Origin of the sequence: Qipengyuania qiaonensis, assembly GCF_019711515.1 — a bacterium.
In the GTDB taxonomy this organism is placed as follows: Bacteria; Pseudomonadota; Alphaproteobacteria; order Sphingomonadales; family Sphingomonadaceae; genus Qipengyuania; species Qipengyuania qiaonensis.
In genome coordinates this window covers 233,988-258,403 of the sequence record NZ_JAIGNO010000004.1, presented here as the reverse complement: position 1 = coordinate 258,403, position 24,416 = coordinate 233,988, and the positions used below count along the sequence as shown (strand labels likewise).

The window sequence follows — 24,416 nt, the reverse complement described above, 5'->3', positions numbered from 1 at the left end:
CCATATGGGTAATAATGTGACCACTTGAAGACCGCGGGAGTAGGAAACCCCCTCCCCCGGTCCTGCAAGCGGGGCGCCCTACCAGCGGTAGTGCGAGAAGGCGCGGTTGGCGTCCGCCATGCGGTGCGTGTCTTCGCGCTTCTTGACGGCATTGCCGCGGTTGTTGGCCGCATCCATCAGCTCGCCCGAGAGGCGGGCCGACATGGTGGTTTCCGGACGACCGCGCGCGGCGGTGATCAGCCAGCGGATGGCCAGCGCCTGGGCGCGCTCGGGGCGCACTTCGACCGGGACCTGGTAGGTCGCACCGCCGACGCGGCGGCTGCGCACTTCGACCTGCGGCTTGATGTTGTCGAGCGCGGCATGGAACAGCTCGACCGGATTGGTCTTGGCCTTGGCTTCCACCACGTCGAGCGCGGTGTAGACGATACCTTCGGCAACGGCTTTCTTGCCGTCATACATGAGGTTGTTCATGAACTTCGACAGGACCTGATCACCGAACTTGGGATCGGGCAGGATTTCCCGCTTCTCGGGACGACGACGACGACTCATGTCGCAATTCCTTCTCTTGTCCGGCCCTTCCCGATTTCGTCATCCCCGCGCAGGCGGGGATCCATGGGCGGCCGGTAAATTCCTAAAAAGCCTTGGGACTGGATCCCCGACAAAATCGCCTGAAGCGATTTTTTGAGGATGACCGGTCCCCCGGACCGATCACTTCGGACGCTTGGCCCCGTATTTCGAACGGCTCTGCTTGCGGTCCTTCACACCCTGCGTGTCGAGCACGCCGCGAAGCACGTGGTAGCGCACGCCGGGAAGGTCGCGCACACGGCCGCCGCGGATCAGCACGACGCTGTGTTCCTGCAGATTGTGGCCTTCGCCCGGGATGTAGGAGATGACTTCGCGCTGGTTGGTCAGGCGGACCTTGGCCACCTTGCGCAGCGCCGAGTTCGGCTTCTTCGGGGTCGTCGTATAGACGCGGGTGCAGACGCCGCGCTTCTGCGGGTTCTGCTCCATCGCAGGGACCTTGCTCTTGGCCTTCTGCGGAACGCGGCCCTTGCGGACCAGCTGGTTGATCGTCGGCATAGATATCTTTCTCTTCACCGTGGGTCGGTGACGACTAGCGGGTATCGGAATGAAGGGTTTGCTGCTCGCCGACATCCCAGCGAAAGCCGGGATCGCTGTCCACACGCGTTGCGCCTGTGGCACGAGACCCCGGATCACGTCCGGGGCTGCACTCTGGCGAGCTTGAACACTCCACCCACGGCCCACACGGCCACCGGGTTACTTTGACGGCTGCCCCCAGCGAATTTCACCAAAAGAGTGAAGTCCGCTGCAATAGAAAAGGGCCCGCCGTAAAAGGGAGCCCCGGGACATGACCGGCAATGTTCAGCTCTATCTGCCCGATGTGGGAATCACGCGAGGCGGTTCCAACACCGGATGGGCGCGCACGTAGGCGCATGGCGCGCGCCAGTCAAGTACCGCCGAGATGCTGGCGCAGCCAATCGGCCAGTTCGTCTTCCGCAAGCTCTCCCGCCGCGAGGGCCTGAACCGCCACGACCAGCTCCGCATCGCTGGCCGCGAGAGTGCAGCCGTTGAGGACGAGGAAAGTTTCCATGACCACCGCCGCAGTGCGTTTGTTGCCATCGACGAACGGGTGGTTGCGCGCGATGCCGAAGCCATAGGCTGCGGCGAGCGCCGCCATGTCCGGATCGCCATAGAGCGCCAGGTTGCGCGGTCGCATCATGGCGCTGTCGAGCGCCCCGGCATCGCGCACCCCGGCCGGACCGCCATGCTCGGCCAGTTGTTCGACATGCGCCGCGAGCGCCACTTCGGTGGGAAGCCAGACCCGGTTCTTCGGCACTGCTATTTGGCGAGTTCGCGCAAGGCCCGCTTGCGGCGCGCCATCACCTCGCGGGCCGCCGCCATCTGTTCTTCGAAATCCGGCTCCGCCGCGGACAGCTCGATGCCGCGCGGGGTCGTGACGACCGACAGCGTTTCGCCGATCTGCGCGTTGAGCTGCGCCAGCACCTCCTTGGGCAGGACGATTCCGGCGGAATTGCCGATCCGGGTGATCTTGAGCGTTGCGTTCATACAGATGTTATAACGCAAACGATCAGTTTGGGCAAGCGCGTGGTTGGAGGGAATGCAGGGTCAAGAACACAGCTTGCCAACCCCTTTGGCAGTGTCGCAATAGTGCGGCCGCAGCTCATGCATCGTGGGTCTGCCGAATCAAGTCAGCAGCCATTGAGGCGCGGAGATGCGGCCGGTTGCACTACTTCCCCCTCACGCGTTCCCTCACACGGCGGCGGTCATCGGCTTCACATTGCGTGGGCGGCGATCCTGCCCGATGGCGACAAAGGTGAAACGCGCCCTGGTGACCAGATAGGCCTCGTCCGAGTGCCGGTCGCGCCGCCAGGTGGCAACCGCGACCTTCATCGACGTTCGCCCGACTTCCTCCAGCGTCGCGAAGACGGAGACCTCGTCGCCCACGAAGACGGGACGGTGGAAGGTCATCCCGTCCACCGCGATGGTCACCGCCCTGCCCCCCGAATGGCGCGAGGCCACGGCGGATGCGGCGAGGTCCATCTGCGCCATCAACCAGCCCCCGAAGATATCGCCATAGACGTTGGTATCGGCCGGAACGGCAGTGACGCGGATCGCGGCTTCGCCTGCCGGCATGGTCTCCTCGCTCATTGCACGGCCTCCCGCACGGCCCTTGCCGCGGCGGTCATGTTGACCAGCGCGGGCTTTACATCCTCCCACTTGCGGGTCTTGAGCCCGCAATCGGGATTGACCCATATCTGCCCGGCCGGCAGCGTTTCGGCGGCCTTGAGGAGCAGATGCTCCATCTCCGCCACCGTGGGGACGCGCGGGGAATGAATGTCGTACACGCCCGGCCCGATATCGTTGGGGTAGCGGTAGGTGGAGAAAGCATCGAGCAATTCCAGCTTCGACCGCGCGGTCTCGATGGAAATGACATCGGCATCCATCGCGCCGATCGCGGCAATTATGTCGTTGAACTCCGAATAGCACATATGAGTGTGGATCTGCGTTTCCGGCCGTACTCCGGAGGAGGAGATGCGGAAGCATTCGACCGCCCAGTCCAGATAGCCTTGCCACTCCGCGCGGCGCAGCGGCAGACCTTCGCGCAGCGCCGCTTCATCTATCTGGATGATCTTCGCCCCGGCTGCTTCGAGATCCACCACTTCGTCGCGGATTGCCAGCGCGATCTGGCGGCACGTCAGCTCGCGCGGCTGGTCATCGCGGACGAAGGACCAGTTGAGGATCGTGACCGGCCCGGTCAGCATGCCTTTGACCGGCCTGTCGGTAAGCCCTTGAGCAAAACACCACCAGTCGACCGTCATCTGTTCCGGGCGCGAAACATCGCCGTAGATGATCGGCGGGCGCACGCAGCGCGAACCGTAACTCTGGACCCAGGCGGCTTTGGTGAAGGCGAAGCCGGCCAGTTTCTCGCCGAAATACTGCACCATGTCGTTGCGCTCGAACTCGCCATGGACGAGCACGTCGATGCCGATCTCCTCCTGCCAGCGGATCGCCAGCTCGGTTTCCTGGCGCAGAAAATCCCGGTAGGCCGTATCGTCGAGATCGCCCCTGCTATGCGCCGCGCGCGCCTTGCGCACCTCGCTCGTCTGCGGGAAAGACCCGATGGTCGTCGTCGGCAGCGCAGGAAGGCGCAGCCGATCGCGCTGCAATGCCGCACGTTCCGCGAATGGCAGGGCGCGTTGCGAGGTATCGGCATCGATCGATGCGAGCCGCCGACGAACTGCCGGATCGTTGGTCAACTGCGATTCCCGCCGCTTGGCGACAGCCTCGGCATTAGCGACGAGTTCCGCCGTCGCCGCATAACGATCGCCATTCAGGGCGTCGCCGAGCACTGCGAGTTCTTCCAGCTTCTGAACCGCGAAGGCGAGCCATTCGGCGATTTCCGGATCGAGCGACGTTTCGAGCGCGAGGTCGATCGGAGCATGGAGCAGCGAGCAGGATGGCGCGAGAACGATGTCACGCTTCGCCACCACCGGCTTGAGCCAGTCCACCAGCCGGTCGAGGTCCGACTTCCAGACATTGCGTCCGTCGACGATTCCCAGCGAAAGGACGAGATCGGGGCGGGCGGAGAGCAGAACGGGCTCCAATTGCTCCGGAGCGCGCACCAGATCGAGATGAAGACCGTCAACCGGCAGCGCGAGAACGGTTTCCAGATTGTCGCCCAAGCCGCCGAAATAGGTGGTGAGTTGAAGCTTCATTGCGGGGACCGCCGCCTTGAGCATGCCGTAGGTCATGCGGAAGGCGTCGCGCGCAGTCTCGTCCAGGTCGAGCACGAGGGCCGGTTCGTCGATCTGCACCCATTCGGCGCCCGCTTCGGCAAGCCCTTGGAGGAGTTCCGCGTAGATTGGAACCAGCCGCTCGATCAGAGAGATCGGCTCGAACCCCGGCGCGGTTGATTTCGCCAGCAGCAGCCAGGTCACCGGCCCCAGTATGACCGGGCGTGTGTGATAGCCGAGCGCCTTCGCCTCGACGAATTCGTCGAGCGCCTTTGTGCCCGCGAGCCTGAACTCCTGCTCCGGTCGGACTTCGGGCACCATGTAGTGATAGTTGGTGTCGAACCATTTGGTCATTTCGAGCGCAGGAACGTCAGAAGCGGCATTATGACCGTGGATGCAGCCTTCATCGCCGGATACGGTCCGGGTGCCGCGGGCCATGGCGAAATAGACGGCCAGCGAATCCAGCGCACCAAGAGCATCGTAGAGCGGCGGGACGGCCCCCACCATCACACTGGTATCGAGCACGTGATCGTAGAGGGAAAAATCGTTGGATGGTATGATGTCGACGCCGACAGCATGCTGGCGCGCCCATGCTGCGACGCGCAATGCGCTGGCCGCGTCGCGCAGCTCTGTTTCCGTGATCTTGCCGGACCAGAAGGATTCGAGCGCAAACTTGAGTTCGCGGCGCGGGCCGATGCGTGGAAAGCCCAGATTGGCAGTACTGATAGTCATGGTCTTCTACCCCGAAGATTGGCGGGGCAGGATCGGGCACGTGCATAGAGCCGACCGGTTTTGCCGGGCGGAACGGAGCAAGCAGCCGAACCGGGCACCCCGCCGGTGGACGTTATCGCGACGAAGGCAGGTCTCCTGGCTCGCGGGTCCGTGCAGGCGGTCCGTCTTCCCGGAGCTTGCGCCCCAGTGACATAAATTGACCGCCGCTCGCCGCTTACAGTTGCGGGGGCAGCGCCGGTTTCGCACCGGCTTCCCGTCTTAGCTCCGGCGCGGGATGACCGACCGGAGAACCTTCGACCGCCTTTGAATGGACGAGCAGGAACCGATCGTCAAGGCAGATATAAAGATATTGTTATGTCTATAATTGATGCAATATCGGTAGCGGTGCCGGTTGAATGGCCGGTTCGTCAAAAACCATTTTCCTACACGCGATATATCTGCATTCTATGCGTGGTCATGAGCGACCATACCCCCACAGAACCCTCCGCGCCTCTGCGCCTTAGCGAGCGTCAAACCAGCACCGACCCAGCCGATGGCGGGGCGGACGAGACTTCCACACCTACGGAACAGCAGGCGGTGCCCCTCCCCCCTGCTGCGCATGGTCCCCCTCCCCGGGCCGGGGAGGAGTGTAGCCCCACGCGCAAGGTCCCCAGACAGGCGACTTCCGCAGTGGCCCATGTCGCGCCCGAGCCGGACGAGGACGATCCGCTGCTGGCCTTTGCCCCCTATATCCACACCGCGCCGCGCGGCAATTCGATCACGCCCGTGCTGCAGCGGCGCTTCGTTGCGACGCTGGCGGCGACGGGCATCGTCAAGGTGGCGGCGCGGCGGATCGGGAAGAGCCTGGAGGCGCTTTACAAGCTGAAGCACCGGCCCGGCGCGGAAGGCTTCGCCGCCGCCTGGGACGCGGCGCTCGATCGCGGTGTGACGCGGCTCGAGGATATCGCGATGGAGCGTGCCATGCTGGGCACGCGCACGCCCATCGTCTCCTCCCGCGAGATCGTGGGCTGGTGGGACAAGCCCGACAACGCGCTGCTCCGCTTCCTCCTCTCGCACCGCATGGCCGAGCGCTATGGCCCGCCGCGCCCGCGCAGCGAGGACGAGATCCGCGCCGAGATGGAAGGGGAAATACTGGCGGTCGCCCGCAACATCGTCGCCAAGGAGCGGCAGACGAAGATGAACGACATCCATGCGCTGATCAATCACATGGTCGACAACCAGCTCGACGGGCGGCCGCGCATCGCCGGGATCGACCTGGACAAGACCCTCGCCGAGAATGCCGCGATACTGCGCGCGCGCGAAGGCGGCGAGCAGCTGGACGGGTGGTACCGCCGGTCCGCGCGCAAACCCGGGCAGGAGGCGGACAAGCCCTAGCCGGAACGCCCGCGCCGTTGCCGGGCACGCTCCACTATGACGCGGCGTTCGGCCTCGCTCGCATCGGGCCAGCCGGCGATCTCCGCCAGCGTGCGGCCGCAACCCGTGCACAGCTCTCCCGCCCGGTCGAGCAGGCAGGTGCCGATGCAGGGCGAGGCGATTCCGTCCGTTTCCATGCCGTCCCGATCCTATGGCAGGACTACCCGACAATTCAAAGTGTTGACGATCATGGTTAACGCGGGGTGAAGCGTTTGTCCGGTCGGATGAAACGCCGGATTTCGCTGCACCGCAATACGCCGTTCGAACGTAGTTATACCTAGGTGAAGGAAATGCCCCAGGGGCGCAAAAACAACGGGTTGCACGATGGAAGACAAATCGCTTGGTGGCGAAGCGTATCATTATGGGCGGACGCAGGCGGGCGGCGTGTTCGCGCTGGCCGGGCTGGCTGCAGGGGGCGCCGTGGCGCTGGTTTGGGGCGCCTGGGCCACGCTGGAAGACGCGACGCACGACAACAGCATAGCGCAGCCGCCGGACCTCAAGGCATTCGTCCAGCAGGTCGAGGGAAAGGCGGAACAGATCGCCAGGCGGGCGACGCGCGAAAGCCGGGCCGAAGCGAAGAGCGCGGAATGACCCGCGGGTCAGACGGCGAGCAGCGCGATGCTCGCCTTGCCCGCAAAGAGGGCGAGCACGATGGCGCCATCGACGAGGCGCTCGGCAAGCGTATCGAACATCGGACTTTCCCCTTGGCTACCGCGCCATCATGGACGGGCGCGCTTAGCGAAGGGTGTGGAGCTACGGTTAGCGAACGGTTCGGCACCACGGTTAGCGGAGAGTTGGGTGCCACGGTTAGTGGGCCGTTAACCACAAACACCTGAATTTGGATGATTTTCCCGCGCCTTCCGAGTCTTAGGGGGAAGGTCGGGTGTGGATTGAGGGAGGGTAGTCATGGCCGAAACGACAATGCAGCTTGCGCCCGGCCTACAATCGGACCGCAGCCGCGAACGGCACGATCGGCGCGACCGGCAGGCGGTGGCGCGCTTCGTCGTGTCGATGGCGCTGGCGCTGGCCTGGATGGTGTTCAGCATCTGGCTGTCGCTGCCCTGGCTGAGCGATCTGGGAAACCTGTCGCACCCGCTGGCCGCGCTGTTCGTGCTGGCCTTCATCGCCTATGTCCCGGGGTTCATGAACGCCTTCCTGATGGCCAGCCTGGTGCTGCGGCCCGATCCGCTACGGCGCACGCCCGAGCACTGGCCCGCATTGAGCATCCTGATCGCCGCCTATAACGAGGAAGCGCTGATTGCCGAGACGCTGCGCAGCCTCGCCGCGCTCGACTATCCGGGCAAGCTGCAAATCATGGTGCTCGACGACGGATCGACCGACGGCACCGCCGCCGAGGTCCGCGCGAGCGAGGGGCTGTTCGCAGGAGCGGCGAACCGCGAACTGGTGCTGGTCGGCGCCGCGCAGAACCGCGGCAAGGCGCGCGTCCTGAACCATGGCCTGGAACTGGCCGCGCACGATCTCGTCGTCACGATCGACGCCGATACGCTGCTGGAGAAGGGCTGCCTCGTCTCGCTGGTCGAGCACCTTCATGCCAGCCCGCCGGAAACCGCCGCGATCGCCGGTGCAGTGCTGGTCGGCAATCACGGAGACAGCTGGGTCACCCGCGCCCAGCAATGGGACTATTTCCACGGCATCGCGGCAGTCAAGCGGATGCAGGGCATGTATAACGGTACGCTCGTCGCACAGGGGGCCTTTTCGATCTACCGCAAGCGAGCGCTGGTCGAAGCCGGCGGCTGGCCCGACATGGTGGGCGAGGACATCGTGCTGACATGGTCGCTGCTGCGCATGGGCTACAAGACCGGCCACGCCGAAGATGCCGTCGCCTGGACGCATGCGCCGGCCACCTTTCGCGGCCTCGCCAACCAGCGCAAACGCTGGGCCCGGGGCATGATCGAGGCGCTGGCGCTCCACAAGGGCCTGCTCGTCGCGCCCCGGTTGCGCACCATGTTCATCTGGTGGAACCTGTTGTTCGTCAGCATCGACCTGGCTTTCACCTTCGCCTTCATTCCCGGCCTGATCCTCGCCTGTCTGGGCGTCTTCTGGCTGGCGGGGCCGATCACCCTGCTGGTACTGCCGCTGGCCGCGCTGTGAAACGTGGTCATCTATCGCATCCAGACACGGATGCTGAAACGCAACGACATCACCATGGAGAAGAGCCTGCGTGGCTTCCTTCTCTATGCTTTCATCTATCCGCTGCTGATGCAGCCGGTTTCGGTGTGGGGTTATTTCGCCGAACTGACAGGAGGTCGCAAACAATGGCACTGACGCGTCACAGCGTAACACTATCCGTTCTTATCATGGCCGGCGGCCTGCCCGGCAGTGCGCTGGCGCAGGACATGGAGCCCACGCCAGCGATTGGCGCGGAAGTCTTCGTGTCCACCGACAGCGACGATACGGACATCCTGCGCACCGCGATCGATTTCGACCTGCGCAATGCCGGCGAGGACGACCGCATCGGGGTGCGGGTCGAAAAGGCGTGGTACGACCCATCCGGCACCGGCACGCGTGAACGCGAACGCATCTTCGGACGCTATGCGGGCACCAGCGGCGACTGGACCTGGTCCATCCTGGCAGGCACCGACGGGCACACCATTATCGGGTCCGCTTCGGTGCATGACAACAGCGCGTTCCGCAAGGAAGTCTTCATCGAACGCGACGTGGTGGAAACGCCGCGCGGGCTGGAAGAGGACATCTACTCCACCTTCGTCGGAGCGGCCATCGATCTGCCGCTGGACGAAAAGAACGTCGTCACGCTACTTGGCGGTGTACAGGAGTTCAGCGGGGAGAATCTGCGCCTTCATGCCCGCGCGAACTATGTCCATGTGGTGAAGCCGGAATGGGGCCTGAGCCTGCAATTGAGAGGGCGATATTTCCGCGACGGTGAACCCGGTGAGTTCGATTACTATTCGCCGCGTTGGTATGCGCAGGTCATGCCCGTGGTCCAGCTTCGCCGGTTCGTAGGCGGGTGGGAACTTATCGGAGCCGGGGGCATCGGCGTCCAGCGCGATGCGGCGACCGACTGGCGCCAGTCGAACTTCGCCAATGTCCGCTTCCGCAGCCCGGACAATGCGCAGAACTGGTCGGTCTTCGGCGAGGCGATATACACCGATACGCCATCGAACAACGGTTCGGTCGGGTCGGGTTACAGCTATGTCCAGGGCCGGCTTGGTGTGATGCGACGATTTTGACGAATGCTGGCGCGCGGCCCGGAAAGTCCGTAAAGCCGGGGCGGGTTGCGCAGGTGGAGATGGCGATGGTTGACAGCGGCGATGCTGCCTCGGGCATACGCTGGCCGGGCGCCTGCGGCGACGCCTCGATCCAGACGCGGCTGGCGGACGGTCGCGCGGTCTGCATCCGCACCGTAACGCCCGCCGACGAGGATCGCCTGCGCGAGGGGATCGCACGGATGAGTTCGCGTTCGCGCTACATGCGGTTCTTTTCGGGTGGGGCCAGCCCGCCCGACTGGGTAATCGAGCGTTTGCTCGACGCCGACGGGGTGCTTCATCTTGCCTGGGGCGCTTTGGACGTCATCGACCCGACGCAGCCCGCGATGGGCGTCGTGCGTGCCATCCGTCCCGATGCGGGGGATGCGGTGGCGGAGTTTTCAATCGGTATCGTGGATGCGTATCACGGGCTCGGCATCGGGCGGCTTCTGGCCGCAACCCTGCTTCTCGATGCGCACGCCGAAGGGCTGAAGGCCTTTGCTGCGCATGTCCTGACCGAGAACGAGGCGGCACGGAGTTTCATCCGGCGGCTCGGGGGCGAGCATGTGGGACAGGACGGCGCGCAGGTCGAATACACGCTGGACATCGCACTGGCGCTGGAGCGGCTCGCGGGAGAGACCGACCCGCCGGGCCTTGCCGACGTTTTCGCCTATTTCGACGGCAGAAGCTGACAATCGGCGCCGATCGGCGGCTTGGTTCCTCGAGATCCCGCATATTGCCGATCCCGTGGTTCCGCCGTCGTCTCCATGTGGAAAGACAGCCCCTATTCCGACAGGAATGAGACGAGTGCCCTGACCTTCTTCGTTCGCCATTGCGGCGTCGGAGCGACCAGCCAGTAGGCCCGTGTGCCGGTGTGGGGACCGTCGAGCACCTCGAGCTTGCCCGCATCGATCGATTCCTTGGCCAGCAATTCGGGCAGGATCGCCTTGCCCAACCCGGCCAGCGCGGAAGACAGAGCCTGACCCGCATTGGACACGGTGACGTGGGCCGCGATGCCATCCTGCAGGGGCAGGCCCCAATCGATCCATTTATCGGGCGCACCACCATGCTCCTGCGCCCGCGCCACTGTCACCCGGCGCGCTTCGTCCAGTTCGATGCCCTGCAGATCGCCGGGCCCGTCGACCAGCCGGATCGCGCAATCGAGATTGGCTTCGGTGAAGTCGGCGTTTTCGTCGGCAACGAAGGTGAAACGGATGTCGGGGCTCGCTTCGCCGAACCGAGCCAGCCGCGGAGCCAGCCACTGCGCGTAGAATTCGCGCGGGCAGGCGATGGTGTAACTGTCCGAGGCCTGCCCCGCCTGCATGGCGGAAACGCTTTCCTCGAATTTGAGAAATCCTTCGCGCAGCGCATCGAGGCCGGCGGCGCCTTCCTGGGTCAGTTCCAGGCCCTTGCTGGTGCGACGAAACAGGACCGTGCCGAGATGATCCTCGAGCGCACGGATCTGCTGGCCGACGGCAGCCGGCGTGACCGCCAGCTCGTCCGCCGCGCGGGTGAACGAAAGGTGCCGGGCGGCGGCATCGTAAACGCGCAGGGCGTTGAGGGGCAGATGGGTACGCTTCATGGTGCGATGCGCCATAAATGCGACACGCGGAGGAAACAAGATGCAGCAACCGGACCTTTCATCTACCTACTCGCATACTAGGTTGTAATCGAACCGTCATATTGGAAGCCCATGCCCCGCACCCGTAGCCAGATGAACACGGAAGCCACCTCCCGCGTACCGGCCAACGATGCCGACACGCCCGCGCAGCTTGCGCCCGAGGACCGCTATACCAACCGCGAACTGAGCTGGCTGTCCTTCAACCGCCGCGTGCTGGCCGAAAGCGAGAACGAACGGTACCCGCTGCTCGAACGGCTGCGATTCCTTTCCATCTCTGCCAGCAATCTGGACGAGTTCACCATGGTCCGCATCGCCGGGCTCGAAGGGCAGGTCCAGCGCGGGATCGAAACGCAGGGTATCGACGGCAAGAGCCCGCGCCAACAGCTCGAAGCGATCCGCGAACAAGTGCTCGCGCTGGAAGACCGCCAGCAGGAAAGCCTCGACGTGCTGCGTCCGCTACTGTCGCAGGAGGGCATTGTCATCGCCGCCGTGGACGACCTCGACAAGCGGCAGCAGCATTGGCTCGAACGCTATTTCGAAAGCGATATCCTGCCGCTGATCACACCGCAGGCGATCGATCCGAGCCATCCCTTCCCGTTCGTCGCCAATATGGGAATGGGGGTCATTTTCCGCCTGAAGCGAGGTCGACGACAGACCGATCTTATCGAAATGGTGCTGATCCCCCCGGGCGCCCCGCGCTTCGTCCGCGTGCCCGGAGCCAAGGCGATCTACGTCCCGATCGAAGGCCTTGTCAGCCGTTTTGCCGGGCAGATGTTTCCGGGTTTCAGGATTCTGGGCGACGGGCTGTTTCGGGTACTGCGCGATAGCGACATCGAGATCGAGGAAGAGGCCGAGGATCTGGTCCGCTATTTCCGTACTGCGATCCAGCGACGGCGGCGCGGACGCACCGTACTGCTCGAACTCGACGACGATTGCGACGAGGTGGCCGAGGCGCTGCTGCGCGACCAGCTCGAGGTCGAGGAGACGATGATCGTCAAGACCGGGGGCATGCTCGGCCTGGCGGATCTCTCGGTCATCTGCCGGGAGCCGCGTCCCGATCTCAAGTTCCAGCCGTTTAGCCCGCGCTATCCCGAGCGCATTCTCGAGCATGACGGCGACTGCTTCGGCGCGATCCGCGAGAAGGACATCGTCATCCACCACCCGTTCGAGAGCTTCGACGTGGTGGTGGATTTCCTCCGCCAGGCAGCGCGCGACCCGAGCGTCGTGTCAATCAAGCAGACCCTCTATCGCGCGGGCGATCAGTCGCCTGTGATCGCCGCGCTGATCGATGCAGCGCTCAACGGCAAGGCCGTGACCGCCGTAGTCGAACTGAAAGCCCGCTTCGACGAAGAGCGGAACATTCATTGGGCAAGCGAGCTGGAACGCGCCGGGGTCCAGGTGATCTATGGCTTCACGGAGTGGAAAACCCACGCCAAGGTCAGTCTAGTAGTCAGGCGCGAAGAGGACGGATATCGCACTTACTGCCACTTCGGCACGGGCAATTACCATCCGGTAAACGCGAAAATCTACACCGATCTGAGCTTCTTCACCGCCGATCCGGCGCTGGGCCGCGATGCGGCGAAGATGTTCAACTTCATCACCGGCTATATCGAACCCGATCATCTCGAGAAGATCGCCATTTCGCCGGTCGGGATGCGCGAGAAGCTGTATCAGCTGATCGACAAGGAAATTGCCAATGCCAAGGCGGGCAAGCCGAGCGGCATCTGGATCAAGCTGAATTCGATCACCAACAAGCCGATGATCGACAAGCTGTACGAAGCGAGCCAGGCCGGAGTCGAAATCCGCATGGTGGTACGCGGCATCTGCAGCCTTCGGGCGGGCATTTCCGGCGTATCGGACAACATCAGTGTCAAATCGATCATCGGCCGCTTCCTCGAGCATTCGCGCGTGTGGGCCTTTGCGAACGGGCGCAACCTGCCCAGTCGGCAGGCCAAGGTCTTCGTCACCAGCGCCGATGCGATGAGCCGGAATATCGACCGCCGCGTCGAAGTATTGGTCCCGATCACCAATAAAACCGTGCACGATCAGGTCCTCGGGCAAGTCATGCTGGCCAATATTCTCGACACAGAGCAGAGCTGGGAACTCGACTCGGACGGGGAGTATCACCGCATTCGACAGGGAGAAGGCGGCTTCAACTGCCACGATTATTTCATGTCCAACCCTTCGCTATCAGGCCGCGGCGCGGCGCTCGAAGCCCACGAAGTTCCCCGCCTGACCTTGCGGGGTGCCGCCAAGTGAGCAAATCCCGTTCGGCCAAATGGCAACGCAGGTTGATCCAGCCGCCGCGTGCGGTCATCGATATCGGTTCCAACACCGTGCGCATGGTAATCTACGAGGGTACGGGCCGCGCGCCCGAAGTCGTCTGGAACGAAAAGGTCGCCGCGCGGCTGGGCCGCGATCTTTCGGAAACCGGACGCATTCCGCAGGAAGCCTCCGACGAAGCGCTGGCCGCACTTGCCCGCTACGCGCTGATCATCGCGGATCTGGGTATCGACGATGTCCAGACCGTGGCCACCGCCGCGGCGCGCGATGCGGAAAACGGCGAGGAGTTTCTTTCTGCCGTGGCCGATCTCGGGCTCAAGCCGCGCCTCCTTTCGGGCGAGGAAGAAGCCACCGCCTCGGCAATGGGAGCGCTGGGCGCGTTTCCCGGGGCACAGGGCGTGGTCGCCGATCTCGGCGGCGGCAGCCTCGAACTGGTCTCGATCGCAGACAATGCCTGCCGCGAAGCTTCGAGCCTGAGGCTCGGCACGCTCCGACTACCCGCCTTGCGCACCAAGGGATCGGAAGCATTCGAGGCGGCGGTGCTCGAACAGCTCGCCTCGGTCGGCTGGGCAGCCGCCCATCCCGGTCCGATGTATATGATCGGGGGCACATGGCGTGCGCTTGCCGCCTATGCGATGCGTTATTTCGAATACCCGCTTACCGACCCGCACGGCTTCACGCTGCTGCCCGACGACGCCCGCCGACTGGCCAAGGAGCTGGTGGCGGCGAAACCGGAAAAGCTGATGGAAATCAGCGGAATAAGTCCGATGCGCGCGGATTATCTGCCCGACGCTGCGGCGCTGCTGCGCCCGCTGCTCGACGCGGTTGAGCCGGACGAGCTCATCTTCTCGTCCTGGGGTATCCGCGAAGGGCTGCTCTATTCACGCCTCGAACCCGTGCAGATGAAGGCCGACCCGCTGCTGGCCGGGGTCACCGCTTATGCCGCGCCGCGCGATGCGTCGATTACCGAAGCGACGCTGCTCGCAGCCTGGACCGTCGATCTCGCCGACGGGGACGGAACCGTGAACGAGCGCCTCCGCCTCGCGGCAGCGCAGCTATCCGGGGCGCTCCAGCGGGTCGAACCCAATCTGCGCGACAGTCATGCGATCGAATGGTCGCTGGGCAAGCGCTGGATCGATCTGGATGCGCGGGGCCGCGCGATGATGTGCGCAGCGCTGTTCGGCAGCATCGGTCGCACCGAACTGCCCGACAAGCTGCGCGTCCTCGCCAGCGACGACGATCTGCGGGAAGGCATGACCTGGGGTCTCGGCTTCCGCCTGGCGCGTCGCCTCGGTGGCGGGAGCAAGGTTTCTCTGACCACTAGCGCGCTGAGGCGCAAGAAGAAGACCCTCGTGCTGCGTCTCGACGAAAGTCGCGCACCGCTCGCCAACTATCCCGCGACGCTCGACTTCGAAATCCTTGCAGAATGGCTCGACCTCAAGCCGAAGATCAAGATCGGCAGTTTCGAGTTCTCGGGGCTGGGAGACGACGAGGAGGAAGAGGAGTAATCCTCAGTTTGCCGTGGCCGGTGCCGCGAGCGGGAAAAAGGGGATGCGCACTTCCAGCGGCGAACCGTCTTCGGCATGAAAGGTGTAGAATCCTTCCATTGAACCATGCGGGGTGTCGAGCGGGCAGCCGGACACGTAATCATGGCTCTGTCCAGGCATCAGGACCGGCTTCTCCCCGACCACACCGTCCCCATCGACATGGCTGACCATGCCCGCACCGTCGGTAATGCGCCAGTGGCGCGTCATCAATTGCACGCGTTCGTGAGAACCGTTTTCGATACGGATGTGATAGACCCAGAACCACTTGCCCGCTTCGGGCCGGGATTGCTCGGGCAGGAAATTCACCGCTACCCTAACGGTAATGCCGTCGGTGATGGCGGCATGCTGGAAAAGCTCCTTGATCACATCCTCAACCTAATGCTCCATGCCGCAGGTGCAAGTTTCCGGACAGGAATTTCCCCCACCAAGCGCGGTTTCGGGCACTTGCAAAGGTTAAAATCGGTTTACCGAGACTCGTGACCCCCTCCTAAGAAACACACCCTATTACCGCACGCGGATCGGTTCGGCAGCGCCCGGACGCAACGATCGGGGAATTGGGACATGATTATCGCCTTCTTCAAGCGCCTTACGCAGGATCACTGCGGGGATTCCTTCGTGAACCTCGCACTGCTCGCGCCGCTTCCGGCTTTGATACTTCTCGCAGCCTAGGGCCTGCCGCCGGACAGATATTCCTCTATCTGGCCGAGACGTTCCTTACCGAACCACATCTCTCCGCCGACGAAGAAGGTAGGAATGCCGAAGGCGCCGCGCTCGACCGCGTGAGCGGTATTGGCGCCAAGTGCCTCTTTTACATCCGAATCCTGGGTCGCGGAAAGCAGTCGCGCCGCGTCGAAACCCGCATCCGAGAGTTCCTGCCCGACCACATCCGTATTACCGCAATCGATATTGCGTTCCCACACGGCGGGCAGCAGCGCATCGATCAGCGCCTGTCGTTCCTGTTCGCTGGCCGCAGCCACCAGCGCACGTTGCAGCAGGATCGAATTGAACGGCAATGCCGGGTGCAGGCTGAACCGCGTCATGTCGTGCCGGTCGAGGAAGCGCTGGAATTCGAGCGCTGCGTAAGGGACCTTTCCCTTTACATCCGCATCGCGCATCATCGGCGGGGAATTGCCCGTGAGCTTGTGAATCCCGCCGAGGAAGACCGGTGTCACCGTCAATTTCGCCCCGGTGCGGGCCACGATATCCTTGAGCGGATACCAGGCAAGATACCCGTTCGGAGCTGCGAAATCGAAGATGTACTCCACGGTTCTGGTCATGACCCCCTCCTCTTGCGTCAACGCACATTCCAGAGCCGGGCATGAAACTCAAAGGCAAAAATCTCAATTGATGACTTGCGAATGATTGTCATTAGCATACGGTAGGTGGAAAGGAGATCGCATGGCCCATTCGCACGATTCGACCGCTCTCGACTTGCCGCTTCCCGCCCGGCGGCACCAGACGCTGGGGCTGGTCCTCGTCCGCCGGCTCGCCGCCCATGGCCTGCACGATGCGCGGGCGACCATGCTGGCACTCGATGCAGCGGGCAGCGATTTTCGCAAGCTGCTGGTTCTGACGCGGGCGCTTGTGGTCGATCTGGCCAGGACATCGCGGCGCAGAATCCTGCTGGCACCGTGCTGCGCAGCGGGCATGACCCGCGACGAGGGGCTGCTGATCGCCTTGATCGGCGGTGCGGGGCTGGACGTGCACGGCGTGCTGACCGACGATGCGCCTTGTCCAGCCGCAATGACCACGGCCCATGCGCTGGGCAACGAACTGGAACGGCTGGCTACCCGCAACAATTGGCGGCGCTAGAGGCCGGCGGCGGACAGCGCCCGGTCGAGATCCTCTTTGAGGTCATCGACATCCTCCAGCCCGACATTGATGCGGATCAGCCCCTCGGTCACGCCCATTTCGTCGCGCGCCTCCGGCGTCATCCCGGCATGGGTCGTGCTGGCCGGATGGCACATCAGGCTGCGCGCATCGCCGATATTGTTCGAGATATCGACCAGTTCCAGCGCGTCCAGGATGGCGAAGGCGGTTGCGCGGTCGCCCACGTCGAAAGCGAAGATCGGCCCGGTGGCGGCCATCTGGCGGGTCGCCAGCTCGTGCCGTGGATGGCTCTCGAGGCCGGGGTGAAGCATCTTCGGCACCCGCGCTTCGATGAACTGCCCCAGCTCGACGGCATTGTCGCTCTGCTTGCGCGCGCGCAGGTCGAGCGTTTCAAGACCCTTGAGGACGACCCAGGCATTGAAGGGCGAAATGTTCGGGCCGGTATTGCGCTGGAACGGCAGCAGCACTTCGTCGATCCATTCCTGCGACCCGCACACGGCACCCGCAAGCACTCTGCCCTGCCCGTCCATCAGCTTGGTTGCGCTGTAGGCGACGACATCCGCACCGAATTCGAGGGGCTTTTGCAGTGCGCTCGTGGCGAAGGCGTTGTCGACCACGGTCGTTATGTCGTGCGCCTTGGCGACGCCGCAGACATACGCAAGGTCCACCACGTCGAGCGTCGGGTTGGCAGGCGTTTCGAAAAAGAACACCTTGGTATTGGGCCGGATCGCGGCCTCCCATGCATCGTTGTCGGCACTGTCGACCACGGTGGTCTCGATCCCGAAGCGCGGCAGCAAATGATCGAGCAGCCAGCGGCACGAACCGAAGGCCGCGCGCGCACCGACCACATGGTCACCGGCCGAAACCTGGCATAACAGCGCCGTGGTCATCGCCGCCATGCCGCTGGCCTGAGCACGGCAGGCCTCTGCCCCTTCCATCAGGGCGATGCGTTCTTCCAGCATGGCCACCGTGGGATTCTGCAGGCGCGAATAGGTCATGCCCTCGGCTTCGCCCGCAAAGCGATCGGCGACGGTCTGGGCATTGTCGTAAGTGTAGCCGCTGGTCAGAAACAGCGCTTCGCTGGTTTCGCCATGATCGCTGCGCCAGGTGCCGCCGCGCACCGCCTGGGTGGCGGGACGCCATCGTGAAGTAATCGAACGGTCCATGCCGGTGGTCTTTTTCATGGGCAGCGGGATAGCACGGCGCGCCCGCGCGGCAAGCGGCTCAGCCTTCCAGCGTAGCAAGCCCCGCTTCGCCGATATCTTCGCGCCCTACCGCGCGCAGCATCTGCGAGCCTTCGATCACGGTCATCACTGCGCGCGCGCCCATTTCGGGGTCCGGATCGTCCAAGGGCAGGTGATCGACGACCCAGGCGAGCAACAGGTCCATCATCCGGGCTGCGGCCTCGATATACGCCCTATCGCCGTTGGAACAGCCGGATACGATGTCCCACCAGACCCGGAAAAACGGCGCAAATTCGGGCCGTCCCGAGACGGCGTAGACGGTTTCGGCACAGGCACGGCGAGACAGGCTCCGCTCCCGAGGAAACGCCGAATCGAGCGCGGCGGCAAACATCCCCGCAAGATGTTCGAGCAGCGCGGCCATCAGCGCATCCTTGTTGCCGAAGTGGTAGATCAACATGCGGTCGCTCGTGCCCGCAGCCCTGGCCAGCGGACGCAGCGAGGCATCGGCAAGGCCATGCTCCATGACATGGGCCGCCAGCAGCGGCAGCAGCGTTTCGCGGGACATTCGGGCAGGCGACATACGGCCTTGTAGCGAGTGCTACATGGCGCTACAAGTGTAGCATTCGCTACGCTCGACTCGGGAGCCTTAAGTCATGACACCACTCGAAATTTTCGCCGCTGCCGGTCTTGCCGCTGTGGTGATCGCCATTCTTCATATCGCCACCACGCGCGAGGAGACGGGCAGTTCGGTAATCGCGGCGACATTGTGCGGGCTGTTCCTGGGCTACAGTCTCGTCACCGTAATCAGCGACGGCGTGATGCCGGTGTGGGTCAACCACACCACCAATATGTGGGGCGTCCAGGTCTGGTGGGACCTGCTTTTCGCGGTCGGGATCGCCACTTTCTTCATCGTGCCGCGGGCGCGGGCGCAGGGCATGAACGTGCCGTTGTGGCTGCTGTTCGTCGTCTCTACCGCCAGCATCGGCCTGCTCGCCATGGTCGCGCGGCTGTTCTGGCTGGAGAAGCGCACAACTTCCTGAACCTGCTTGATGCGGGGGCGCGGCTTTCCTAAGCCGCTTGCCGATGAGCCGCGCGCCCGAGCAACCCCAGGATCCGATCCGCTGGTGCGCCGCGCTGGCTTTCGCGTTCTGGTTTGCCTGCCTGCCCTATCTGGCATCCGTCCCCTACGCCTATTTCGACGAGGTGCACTATCTGCCGGCGGCGCGCGAACTGCTTGCCATGGGCTCCTTCACCAATCGCGAGCACCCGTTGGTCGGCAAGGAGCTGATTGCATTGGGCATGGCGATGTTCGGCGACAATCCGTGGGGCTGGCGATTGCTGCCCAGCCTGTTCGGAACGCTGGCACTGTTCGCAGCGATGCGGGCTTTGTGGTTCGGTACGCAGAGCCGTTTCGCCACGCTCTCCTACGGCATATTGGTCGCCACGGGGTTCCACCTGTTCATCCATGCGCGCATCGCGATGCTGGATATCTTCTACCTCGCTTTCCTGAGCGTGGCCGCCTGGCATTTCGCCGCCGCTATCCGCCAACCCGAACAAGGGCGCTGGCGGCTCGCCGTGACGGGCGTCGCCCTCGGCCTCGCCATGGGTGCGAAGTGGAACGCGCTGATAGTCGCCGCCCTGCCCGGCATCGTGTTCTTCTTCGCCCGTGCAAGCGCGGGGCGCCGCCGCCTGTTTCTCAGCCGCCGCGGCGCGCCCGTGCCCGGTATCACCCTGGTCGAGGCCGCGCTGTGGCTGGGTGTCGTGCCGCTGCTAGTCTATGCGGCCAGCTTCCTGCCCGCCTTTTTCTTCCGCCAGAACCCGATTACCGAAGGGCTGATCTTCCATCACGAGTTCATGCTGTCGCAGCAGGAAAACGTGCTCAAGCCCCACCCCTACCAGTCGACCTGGGAGCAATGGGTCCTGAATGCGCGCGCGATCTGGTATCTCTACGAACCGGTCGAAGGCGTGCAGCGGGGGATCATGCTGATCGGCAACCCGCTGACCATGCTGCTCGGCCTGCCCGCGCTGGCATGGTGCGCGTGGCATGGCATCGCACGCCGCCACTGGGCCGCGCTGGGCACGACGCTGATTTACGCGGTCAGCCTGGGCTTCTGGATCTTCGCGAACAAGCCGGTGCAGTTCTATTACCATTACGCCCTGCCCAGCATGGCGCTGCTCGCCGCGCTGGCGCTGGCCTGCGACGCGCTCTGGCACAATGGGTGGCGCAAGACCGCGCTTGCCCCCATCGTCGGCAGCGTGCTGATATTCGCCTGGTTCTACCCGATCATCAGCGCCGCGCCACTGGCGCGGCCGGACAGTTTCGCCGTGTGGGCGTGGTTCGAATCCTGGCGGTAGCGTCTGTCCAGCGCGAGCAGCGCATCGCTGTTTCACGCCAAAATCTAGTAGCGTCCCCAGACGAAGCGGCTGGACAGGGCGTAGTTCCAGACCGAACCGATCCCGATGCCCACCAGCGCTGCGAACACCGTGTGCAGGCCGCGATCGTTCAGCGTCGTGGCCACCGCGACATTGGCGAAAGCGCCGATCGAACAGGCGGCGATGAAGCTGACCCAGCCCCAGAAGACCTTGTCGGCATCCTTGAGCCGCCGGTCGCGATAGGTGAGGAAGTTGTTGAGCCAGAAGTTGAAAGTCATCGACCCGAAGGTCGCAACGGCCTGACTCCAGCTGAAATTCATGCTCGCCAATTGCATAAACGCGTAGAGAATAGCCATGTGGACCAGCACACCCAGCGCGCCGACCGTACCGAACAGCGCGAAACGGGTCGGAATGATCCTGCCGAAGCTCTTGTCGTAGAGACCGGCGAGGAAATCGAGCGCAATCGCCCGGTCGAGCTTGGATTCGCCGGAACGGCGGGCGGAGAAATTCATCGGGAAATCCTTCACCTTGAGCGGCGTTTCGGAGGTGGCGAGGAGGTCGAGCAGGATCTTGAAGCCGATGCCCGAGAGGTTGGGTACCAGCATACGCGCCGTGGCACTGGGCAAGAGGAAGAAGCCGCTCATGGGATCGGACAGTTCGACGCCGGTCAGTTTGCGGGCAAGCATGTTGGCGACGCTGGACAGCTTTTCGCGATCCGGGCGGCCCCATTCGGCCATGCTCGCGCCATCGGCGAAACGGCTGGCGACGGCGACTTCCGCCTCGCCCGACTTGACCGAGGCCAGCATATCCACAAGCAGCTTCGGATCGTGCTGATGATCGGCATCCATCACCGCGACATAAGGCGCAGCGGTAGCGCAGAAACCTTCGATGGCCGCACTCGACAGTCCCCGGCGGCCGATGCGCTGGATCACGCGCACGCGCGGGTCGGACAGCGAAAGACGGCGCGCTTCGTCGCTGGTGCCATCGGCGGAGTTGTCGTCGACAACCAGGACTTCCCAGCCGCTTTCGCCGAGTGCGCCTTCTATACGATCGATCAACGGCGCGAGATTGTCGCGCTCGTTGAGCGTCGGCAGGATGATGGCGAGTTCCAGCGAACCAAGACTGGTAGCGGCGGCCATAGCCATGGAAGGCTGCGATTCCGGTGTCATATCCATTGCTTGACCCGGTTATGCCGCAATCCTCAAGATATGGTTAGCAGCTTCCTAACAATCGCATCGCCGATTTCGCCCGTCGAGGCTGTACCTCCCAGGTCGCCACCGAAGACCCCCTCGGCCAGAATGCCTTCGACCGCACGCTCTATCCGCATGGCCTCTTCCTCACGCCCGAGCGAATGGCGCAGCAGCATGGCAAGACTGAGGATTGCCGCGATGGGGTTGGCCTTGCCCTGACCGGCAATGTCGGGCGCGCTGCCGTGAATCGGTTCGTAGAGGCCGAAAGTGCCGAAATCCGTCCGACGTTCGCCGAGGCTGGCACTGGCGAGCAGACCGATCGATCCGACGCAAGCACTGGCCTGGTCGGACAGGATATCGCCGAAGAGGTTGCCGGTAACGATGGTATCGAACTGTCCGGGCGATTTCACCAGCTGCATGGCGGCATTGTCGACATACATATGGTCGAGCGCGACTTCGGGATATTCCCTGGCCACCTCGATCACCGTTTCACGCCAGATGCGGCTGGTTTCGAGAACATTGGCCTTGTCGACGCTGGTCAGCTTCTTGCCGCGGCCCATTGCGGCGCGAAAGGCTGTATCTGCGATCCGGCGCACCTCGGCCTCGTTATAGGACATTGCGTCCCATCCCTCGCGCCCGCCCGCGCTGTCGCGTTCGCCCTTGTCGCCGAAATAGACGTCGCCATTGAGTTCGCGCACGACGAGCAGATCGATGCTGCGCGCGACTTCGGGTTTCAGGGACGAAAGGTGCTCCAGGCCGGAAAAACCCGCCGCGGGCCGCAGATTCGCGAACAGGCCGAGTTCGCTCCGCAGACCGAGGATCGCCTGCTCGGGCCGTAAATGGCGCGGCAGGTCGTCGCATGTAAAATCGCCGACCGCACCGAACAGGACCGCATCGGCGGCACGCGCCATCTCCAGCGTCTCTTCTGGCAGCGGGTGGCCGTGGCGGCGATAGGCGGCAGCGCCCACATCGCCTTCGAACCGAGTGAGGCCGGGCAGCGACATTTCGTCCAGCACGCGCAGCGCCTGCGCGGTGACTTCCGGTCCGATCCCATCGCCTGCAAATACCGCAATCTTCAAAACAATACCTCGTCGCTGCGAGCGGCGAAACTCCGTGGACCGCTTCGTCGCTTCCGGCGCCTCGCCATGACGGGCTCAGGAAATCATCCTTGCCAGCCGCTGTCTCAGGAGTCCGCGTGCAGCTAGGACGTCGGCATGCGTGTCGGCAAGCAGGTAGCGACCGATAAGTGGCTCCTGCCGGTCGAGAATTTCCAAGGCCTGCCCAAGGCCCGCTATTGCGGGACGTTCGCCGCCATAGCCAAGCTCGCGGAGCAGCAGCGCTTCGTAGGTCGCCAACGCCTCGACCCATTGCCGCGCCGCCTCGGCCGAACAGATGGCGTCGAGCAACCCGCCAAGCGCGGCATAGAGCGTGGGATAGGGATTGCGTTCGGGAAGCGCACTGGCAGTGAGCGCGGTTACCCATGCAATCGCTGCCGCGGGAAGCGGCTCGTTCAGCCATGGCCCGCGGCTTGCGACCAGTTCCAGCCGCGCGAACGGCAGTTGGCTATCCGACTTCGCGCGGATTTCGGCCTGGACCATATTGCCGGGGATCACCACAGGCCGCAACAGACGCCCGCGCCCGCCTGCGACATAGGCGGCAACGAGCCCGCTTTGCTCGGTCAGCATCCGCGCGATCACCGCCGTTTCCCCGTGGGAGCGAGCGGCAACGAGAATGGCGGGTGCAGTGAGATGCATGGTCACCGCGTAGACCACTCGTCATCCCGGCGAAAGCCGGGGTCGGGTACCAACCGGCGAGCGATCCCGGCTTTCGCCGGGCTGACGGCTATTTCAGCTTCGCTTCAAGCGCCGCTACGCGTTCCTTGAGGTCTTCTGCTTCTTCGCGAGCCTTGCTGGCCATCGCCTTGACCGCGTCGAATTCCTCGCGGCTGACGAAGTCCATGCCGCCGAAGGTTTCCTTGGCCCTTTCCCGCGCGGCATCGCGTGCCTCACGACCAATACCGGCGAGCGTACCGGCTGCCGAATTGGCGAGTTTGACGAAATCGGCGATCAGCGGGTTCTGGCTTTGCATGGCAGTTATCTAGGCGCACCGCCTGCGCGGATCAATTCCCGATCCGCACCCGCTCGACCTGCCCTTCGCCACTCGCCCCGTCTGCATCGGGATTGAGGCGGAGGAATTCGTAATTGAGCACGGTGGCGAAGCAGACCCAGGCAAGATACGGAAACAGTAACAGTGCGGCGCCCCGGCGCACACGCCAGAACAGTACGATCACGACGAGCAGGCTCAGCACGATTGCCCCCAGGATCGCTAGCGCGATGGTGATCTGGTGCGCGCCGAAGAACACCGGCGACCATGACAGGTTAAGCAGGAAATGTGCCGCAAACACGGCCAGCGCGGCGGTCCTCCCGCGCGCACCCCAGGCGGCGGCGATCATGGCCACCGCAAAGCCGATCATCGCATAGAGGACGGACCAGACGATACCGAACCACTTGGGTTCGGGAAAGATGTCCGGCTTCACGAGGCTCTGGAACCATGGGGAGCTGGCGCTGCCCACCGTGCCGGCAAGAAAGCCCAGCAATACGCAGAGCGGGACCGTAAACAGTGCCCAGCGAATGAAACTTGCGCGCAGCTGCCCGCGCGACGCCAGCATGTTCATGCAGATACCCCGTCAGCGATTCGTTTCATGCGCCTTCTGGCGGGGCCAGGTACGAGTGGCAATGCGGC

Annotated in this window: 28 protein-coding genes and 1 riboswitch; of the genes, 11 read left to right on the top strand and 17 right to left on the bottom strand. The window is 63.9% G+C overall.

Annotated features, from left to right (window positions below):
* Positions 1 to 78: 78 nt before the first annotated feature.
* From rpsG to metE, 6 genes are all read right to left on the bottom strand, one after another.
* Positions 79 to 549, bottom strand: a complete 471-nt coding sequence (rpsG, locus tag K3174_RS08920) for a 30S ribosomal protein S7 (protein ID WP_221557904.1) — start codon at positions 547 to 549, stop codon at positions 79 to 81.
* A gap of 159 nt (positions 550 to 708) precedes the next feature.
* A complete protein-coding gene (gene rpsL, locus K3174_RS08915) occupies positions 709 to 1,080 on the bottom strand; it encodes a 30S ribosomal protein S12 (protein ID WP_006831873.1) in 372 nt (123 codons plus the stop codon).
* A 388-nt stretch (positions 1,081 to 1,468) separates the two neighbouring features.
* Positions 1,469 to 1,858 carry a type II toxin-antitoxin system death-on-curing family toxin gene (locus K3174_RS08910; RefSeq protein ID WP_345719614.1) on the bottom strand — a complete coding sequence of 130 codons (390 nt, stop codon included), beginning with the start codon at positions 1,856 to 1,858 and terminating at the stop codon, positions 1,469 to 1,471.
* A gap of 2 nt (positions 1,859 to 1,860) precedes the next feature.
* Positions 1,861 to 2,088 (bottom strand): AbrB/MazE/SpoVT family DNA-binding domain-containing protein, encoded by a 228-nt coding sequence (locus K3174_RS08905; protein WP_221557903.1) that lies wholly within the window; start codon positions 2,086 to 2,088, stop codon positions 1,861 to 1,863.
* A 204-nt stretch (positions 2,089 to 2,292) separates the two neighbouring features.
* Positions 2,293 to 2,691 carry an acyl-CoA thioesterase gene (locus K3174_RS08900; protein ID WP_221557902.1) on the bottom strand — a complete coding sequence of 133 codons (399 nt, stop codon included), beginning with the start codon at positions 2,689 to 2,691 and terminating at the stop codon, positions 2,293 to 2,295.
* On the bottom strand, positions 2,688 to 5,009 hold the full coding sequence (metE, locus tag K3174_RS08895) for a 5-methyltetrahydropteroyltriglutamate--homocysteine S-methyltransferase (protein ID WP_221557901.1): 2,322 nt from the start codon (positions 5,007 to 5,009) through the stop codon (positions 2,688 to 2,690). The genes K3174_RS08900 and metE overlap by 4 nt, the downstream gene beginning before the upstream one ends.
* A gap of 109 nt (positions 5,010 to 5,118) precedes the next feature.
* Positions 5,119 to 5,319: riboswitch (cobalamin riboswitch) on the bottom strand.
* Between the two features lie 359 nt (positions 5,320 to 5,678).
* On the opposite strand from metE, the gene K3174_RS08890 reads away from it, so the two are divergent.
* Positions 5,679 to 6,383 (top strand): hypothetical protein, encoded by a 705-nt coding sequence (locus K3174_RS08890; RefSeq protein WP_221557900.1) that lies wholly within the window; start codon positions 5,679 to 5,681, stop codon positions 6,381 to 6,383.
* Here the strand turns inward: K3174_RS08890 and K3174_RS08885 are convergent.
* Positions 6,380 to 6,559 carry a DUF1289 domain-containing protein gene (locus K3174_RS08885; RefSeq protein WP_221557899.1) on the bottom strand — a complete coding sequence of 60 codons (180 nt, stop codon included), beginning with the start codon at positions 6,557 to 6,559 and terminating at the stop codon, positions 6,380 to 6,382. The genes K3174_RS08890 and K3174_RS08885 overlap by 4 nt on opposite strands.
* Positions 6,560 to 6,746: 187 nt before the next feature.
* Here K3174_RS08885 and K3174_RS08880 point away from each other — a divergent pair, with 187 nt between their 5' ends.
* From K3174_RS08880 to K3174_RS08860, 5 genes are all read left to right on the top strand, one after another.
* A complete protein-coding gene (locus K3174_RS08880) occupies positions 6,747 to 7,013 on the top strand; it encodes a hypothetical protein (RefSeq protein ID WP_221557898.1) in 267 nt (88 codons plus the stop codon).
* A 315-nt stretch (positions 7,014 to 7,328) separates the two neighbouring features.
* Positions 7,329 to 8,534 (top strand): glycosyltransferase family 2 protein, encoded by a 1,206-nt coding sequence (locus K3174_RS08875; protein WP_221557897.1) that lies wholly within the window; start codon positions 7,329 to 7,331, stop codon positions 8,532 to 8,534.
* Between the two features lie 3 nt (positions 8,535 to 8,537).
* Complete coding sequence (locus K3174_RS08870) at positions 8,538 to 8,708, top strand: hypothetical protein (RefSeq protein WP_221557896.1); 171 nt, start codon at positions 8,538 to 8,540, stop codon at positions 8,706 to 8,708.
* Entirely contained in the window at positions 8,699 to 9,631 is a 933-nt protein-coding gene (locus K3174_RS08865; protein WP_221557895.1) for a hypothetical protein, read from the top strand. The genes K3174_RS08870 and K3174_RS08865 overlap by 10 nt, the downstream gene beginning before the upstream one ends.
* Positions 9,632 to 9,696: 65 nt before the next feature.
* Positions 9,697 to 10,338, top strand: coding sequence for a GNAT family N-acetyltransferase (locus K3174_RS08860; protein ID WP_247712020.1), 642 nt, complete (start codon positions 9,697 to 9,699; stop codon positions 10,336 to 10,338).
* A gap of 92 nt (positions 10,339 to 10,430) precedes the next feature.
* Here K3174_RS08860 and K3174_RS08855 read toward each other — a convergent pair whose 3' ends face one another.
* Positions 10,431 to 11,228, bottom strand: a complete 798-nt coding sequence (locus tag K3174_RS08855; protein WP_221557894.1) for a LysR family transcriptional regulator — start codon at positions 11,226 to 11,228, stop codon at positions 10,431 to 10,433.
* 111 nt (positions 11,229 to 11,339) lie between these two features.
* On the opposite strand from K3174_RS08855, the gene K3174_RS08850 reads away from it, so the two are divergent.
* Positions 11,340 to 13,526, top strand: a complete 2,187-nt coding sequence (locus K3174_RS08850) for an RNA degradosome polyphosphate kinase (RefSeq protein ID WP_247712019.1) — start codon at positions 11,340 to 11,342, stop codon at positions 13,524 to 13,526.
* Positions 13,523 to 15,058 carry a Ppx/GppA phosphatase family protein gene (locus tag K3174_RS08845; protein ID WP_345719613.1) on the top strand — a complete coding sequence of 512 codons (1,536 nt, stop codon included), beginning with the start codon at positions 13,523 to 13,525 and terminating at the stop codon, positions 15,056 to 15,058. Before K3174_RS08850 ends, K3174_RS08845 begins: the two co-directional genes overlap by 4 nt.
* A 3-nt stretch (positions 15,059 to 15,061) precedes the next feature.
* Here the strand turns inward: K3174_RS08845 and apaG are convergent, their stop codons facing one another.
* Both apaG and K3174_RS08835 read right to left on the bottom strand, forming a co-directional pair.
* Positions 15,062 to 15,460, bottom strand: a complete 399-nt coding sequence (gene apaG / locus K3174_RS08840) for a Co2+/Mg2+ efflux protein ApaG (protein ID WP_221557976.1) — start codon at positions 15,458 to 15,460, stop codon at positions 15,062 to 15,064.
* A 302-nt stretch (positions 15,461 to 15,762) separates the two neighbouring features.
* The gene (locus K3174_RS08835; protein ID WP_221557893.1) at positions 15,763 to 16,374 is read right to left on the bottom strand and encodes a 2-hydroxychromene-2-carboxylate isomerase; all 612 of its coding nucleotides are present in this window, start codon (positions 16,372 to 16,374) and stop codon (positions 15,763 to 15,765) included.
* 121 nt (positions 16,375 to 16,495) lie between these two features.
* Between K3174_RS08835 and K3174_RS08830 the strand changes: the two genes are divergently transcribed.
* Positions 16,496 to 16,909 carry a DUF6628 family protein gene (locus tag K3174_RS08830; protein ID WP_221557892.1) on the top strand — a complete coding sequence of 138 codons (414 nt, stop codon included), beginning with the start codon at positions 16,496 to 16,498 and terminating at the stop codon, positions 16,907 to 16,909.
* On the opposite strand, the gene metZ is transcribed toward K3174_RS08830, so the two are convergent.
* Both metZ and K3174_RS08820 read right to left on the bottom strand, forming a co-directional pair.
* Positions 16,906 to 18,111, bottom strand: coding sequence for an O-succinylhomoserine sulfhydrylase (metZ, locus tag K3174_RS08825; RefSeq protein WP_221557891.1), 1,206 nt, complete (start codon positions 18,109 to 18,111; stop codon positions 16,906 to 16,908). The genes K3174_RS08830 and metZ overlap by 4 nt on opposite strands.
* A 40-nt stretch (positions 18,112 to 18,151) precedes the next feature.
* On the bottom strand, positions 18,152 to 18,676 hold the full coding sequence (locus tag K3174_RS08820) for a TetR/AcrR family transcriptional regulator (RefSeq protein ID WP_221557890.1): 525 nt from the start codon (positions 18,674 to 18,676) through the stop codon (positions 18,152 to 18,154).
* Positions 18,677 to 18,764: 88 nt separating this feature from the next.
* On the opposite strand from K3174_RS08820, the gene K3174_RS08815 reads away from it, so the two are divergent.
* On the top strand, positions 18,765 to 19,151 hold the full coding sequence (locus tag K3174_RS08815) for a hypothetical protein (RefSeq protein ID WP_221557889.1): 387 nt from the start codon (positions 18,765 to 18,767) through the stop codon (positions 19,149 to 19,151).
* Positions 19,152 to 19,194: 43 nt separating this feature from the next.
* The gene (locus K3174_RS08810) at positions 19,195 to 20,466 is read left to right on the top strand and encodes a phospholipid carrier-dependent glycosyltransferase (protein WP_221557888.1); all 1,272 of its coding nucleotides are present in this window, start codon (positions 19,195 to 19,197) and stop codon (positions 20,464 to 20,466) included.
* 44 nt (positions 20,467 to 20,510) lie between these two features.
* Here K3174_RS08810 and K3174_RS08805 read toward each other — a convergent pair whose 3' ends face one another.
* The 5 genes from K3174_RS08805 to K3174_RS08785 all read right to left on the bottom strand — a co-directional run bounded on the left by K3174_RS08805 (position 20,511) and on the right by K3174_RS08785 (position 24,348).
* Positions 20,511 to 21,653 (bottom strand): glycosyltransferase, encoded by a 1,143-nt coding sequence (locus tag K3174_RS08805; RefSeq protein ID WP_247712018.1) that lies wholly within the window; start codon positions 21,651 to 21,653, stop codon positions 20,511 to 20,513.
* Positions 21,654 to 21,685: 32 nt separating this feature from the next.
* Positions 21,686 to 22,753 (bottom strand): 3-isopropylmalate dehydrogenase, encoded by a 1,068-nt coding sequence (gene leuB / locus K3174_RS08800; protein WP_221557886.1) that lies wholly within the window; start codon positions 22,751 to 22,753, stop codon positions 21,686 to 21,688.
* A 75-nt stretch (positions 22,754 to 22,828) separates the two neighbouring features.
* The gene (gene recO / locus K3174_RS08795) at positions 22,829 to 23,428 is read right to left on the bottom strand and encodes a DNA repair protein RecO (protein ID WP_221557885.1); all 600 of its coding nucleotides are present in this window, start codon (positions 23,426 to 23,428) and stop codon (positions 22,829 to 22,831) included.
* Positions 23,429 to 23,516: 88 nt separating this feature from the next.
* Entirely contained in the window at positions 23,517 to 23,762 is a 246-nt protein-coding gene (locus tag K3174_RS08790; protein WP_221557884.1) for an accessory factor UbiK family protein, read from the bottom strand.
* A 31-nt stretch (positions 23,763 to 23,793) separates the two neighbouring features.
* Positions 23,794 to 24,348, bottom strand: coding sequence for a TspO/MBR family protein (locus tag K3174_RS08785; RefSeq protein ID WP_221557883.1), 555 nt, complete (start codon positions 24,346 to 24,348; stop codon positions 23,794 to 23,796).
* Positions 24,349 to 24,416 lie beyond the last annotated feature (68 nt).

What these genes read in the sequence shown, in the direction of transcription:
- rpsG (WP_221557904.1), bottom strand. Translation starts at nt 549, where the DNA reads ATGAGTCGTCGTCGTCGTCCCGAGAAGCGGGAAATCCTGCCCGATCCC.
- rpsL (WP_006831873.1), bottom strand. Translation starts at nt 1,080, where the DNA reads ATGCCGACGATCAACCAGCTGGTCCGCAAGGGCCGCGTTCCGCAGAAG.
- K3174_RS08905 (WP_221557903.1), bottom strand. Translation starts at nt 2,088, where the DNA reads ATGAACGCAACGCTCAAGATCACCCGGATCGGCAATTCCGCCGGAATC.
- K3174_RS08900 (WP_221557902.1), bottom strand. Translation starts at nt 2,691, where the DNA reads ATGAGCGAGGAGACCATGCCGGCAGGCGAAGCCGCGATCCGCGTCACT.
- metE (WP_221557901.1), bottom strand. Translation starts at nt 5,009, where the DNA reads ATGACTATCAGTACTGCCAATCTGGGCTTTCCACGCATCGGCCCGCGC.
- K3174_RS08885 (WP_221557899.1), bottom strand. Translation starts at nt 6,559, where the DNA reads ATGGAAACGGACGGAATCGCCTCGCCCTGCATCGGCACCTGCCTGCTC.
- K3174_RS08880 (WP_221557898.1), top strand. Translation starts at nt 6,747, where the DNA reads ATGGAAGACAAATCGCTTGGTGGCGAAGCGTATCATTATGGGCGGACG.
- K3174_RS08875 (WP_221557897.1), top strand. Translation starts at nt 7,329, where the DNA reads ATGGCCGAAACGACAATGCAGCTTGCGCCCGGCCTACAATCGGACCGC.
- K3174_RS08865 (WP_221557895.1), top strand. Translation starts at nt 8,699, where the DNA reads ATGGCACTGACGCGTCACAGCGTAACACTATCCGTTCTTATCATGGCC.
- K3174_RS08860 (WP_247712020.1), top strand. Translation starts at nt 9,697, where the DNA reads ATGGTTGACAGCGGCGATGCTGCCTCGGGCATACGCTGGCCGGGCGCC.
- K3174_RS08855 (WP_221557894.1), bottom strand. Translation starts at nt 11,228, where the DNA reads ATGAAGCGTACCCATCTGCCCCTCAACGCCCTGCGCGTTTACGATGCC.
- K3174_RS08850 (WP_247712019.1), top strand. Translation starts at nt 11,340, where the DNA reads ATGCCCCGCACCCGTAGCCAGATGAACACGGAAGCCACCTCCCGCGTA.
- K3174_RS08835 (WP_221557893.1), bottom strand. Translation starts at nt 16,374, where the DNA reads ATGACCAGAACCGTGGAGTACATCTTCGATTTCGCAGCTCCGAACGGG.
- K3174_RS08830 (WP_221557892.1), top strand. Translation starts at nt 16,496, where the DNA reads ATGGCCCATTCGCACGATTCGACCGCTCTCGACTTGCCGCTTCCCGCC.
- metZ (WP_221557891.1), bottom strand. Translation starts at nt 18,111, where the DNA reads ATGAAAAAGACCACCGGCATGGACCGTTCGATTACTTCACGATGGCGT.
- K3174_RS08820 (WP_221557890.1), bottom strand. Translation starts at nt 18,676, where the DNA reads ATGTCCCGCGAAACGCTGCTGCCGCTGCTGGCGGCCCATGTCATGGAG.
- K3174_RS08815 (WP_221557889.1), top strand. Translation starts at nt 18,765, where the DNA reads ATGACACCACTCGAAATTTTCGCCGCTGCCGGTCTTGCCGCTGTGGTG.
- K3174_RS08810 (WP_221557888.1), top strand. Translation starts at nt 19,195, where the DNA reads ATGAGCCGCGCGCCCGAGCAACCCCAGGATCCGATCCGCTGGTGCGCC.
- K3174_RS08805 (WP_247712018.1), bottom strand. Translation starts at nt 21,653, where the DNA reads ATGACACCGGAATCGCAGCCTTCCATGGCTATGGCCGCCGCTACCAGT.
- recO (WP_221557885.1), bottom strand. Translation starts at nt 23,428, where the DNA reads ATGCATCTCACTGCACCCGCCATTCTCGTTGCCGCTCGCTCCCACGGG.
- K3174_RS08790 (WP_221557884.1), bottom strand. Translation starts at nt 23,762, where the DNA reads ATGCAAAGCCAGAACCCGCTGATCGCCGATTTCGTCAAACTCGCCAAT.
- K3174_RS08785 (WP_221557883.1), bottom strand. Translation starts at nt 24,348, where the DNA reads ATGAACATGCTGGCGTCGCGCGGGCAGCTGCGCGCAAGTTTCATTCGC.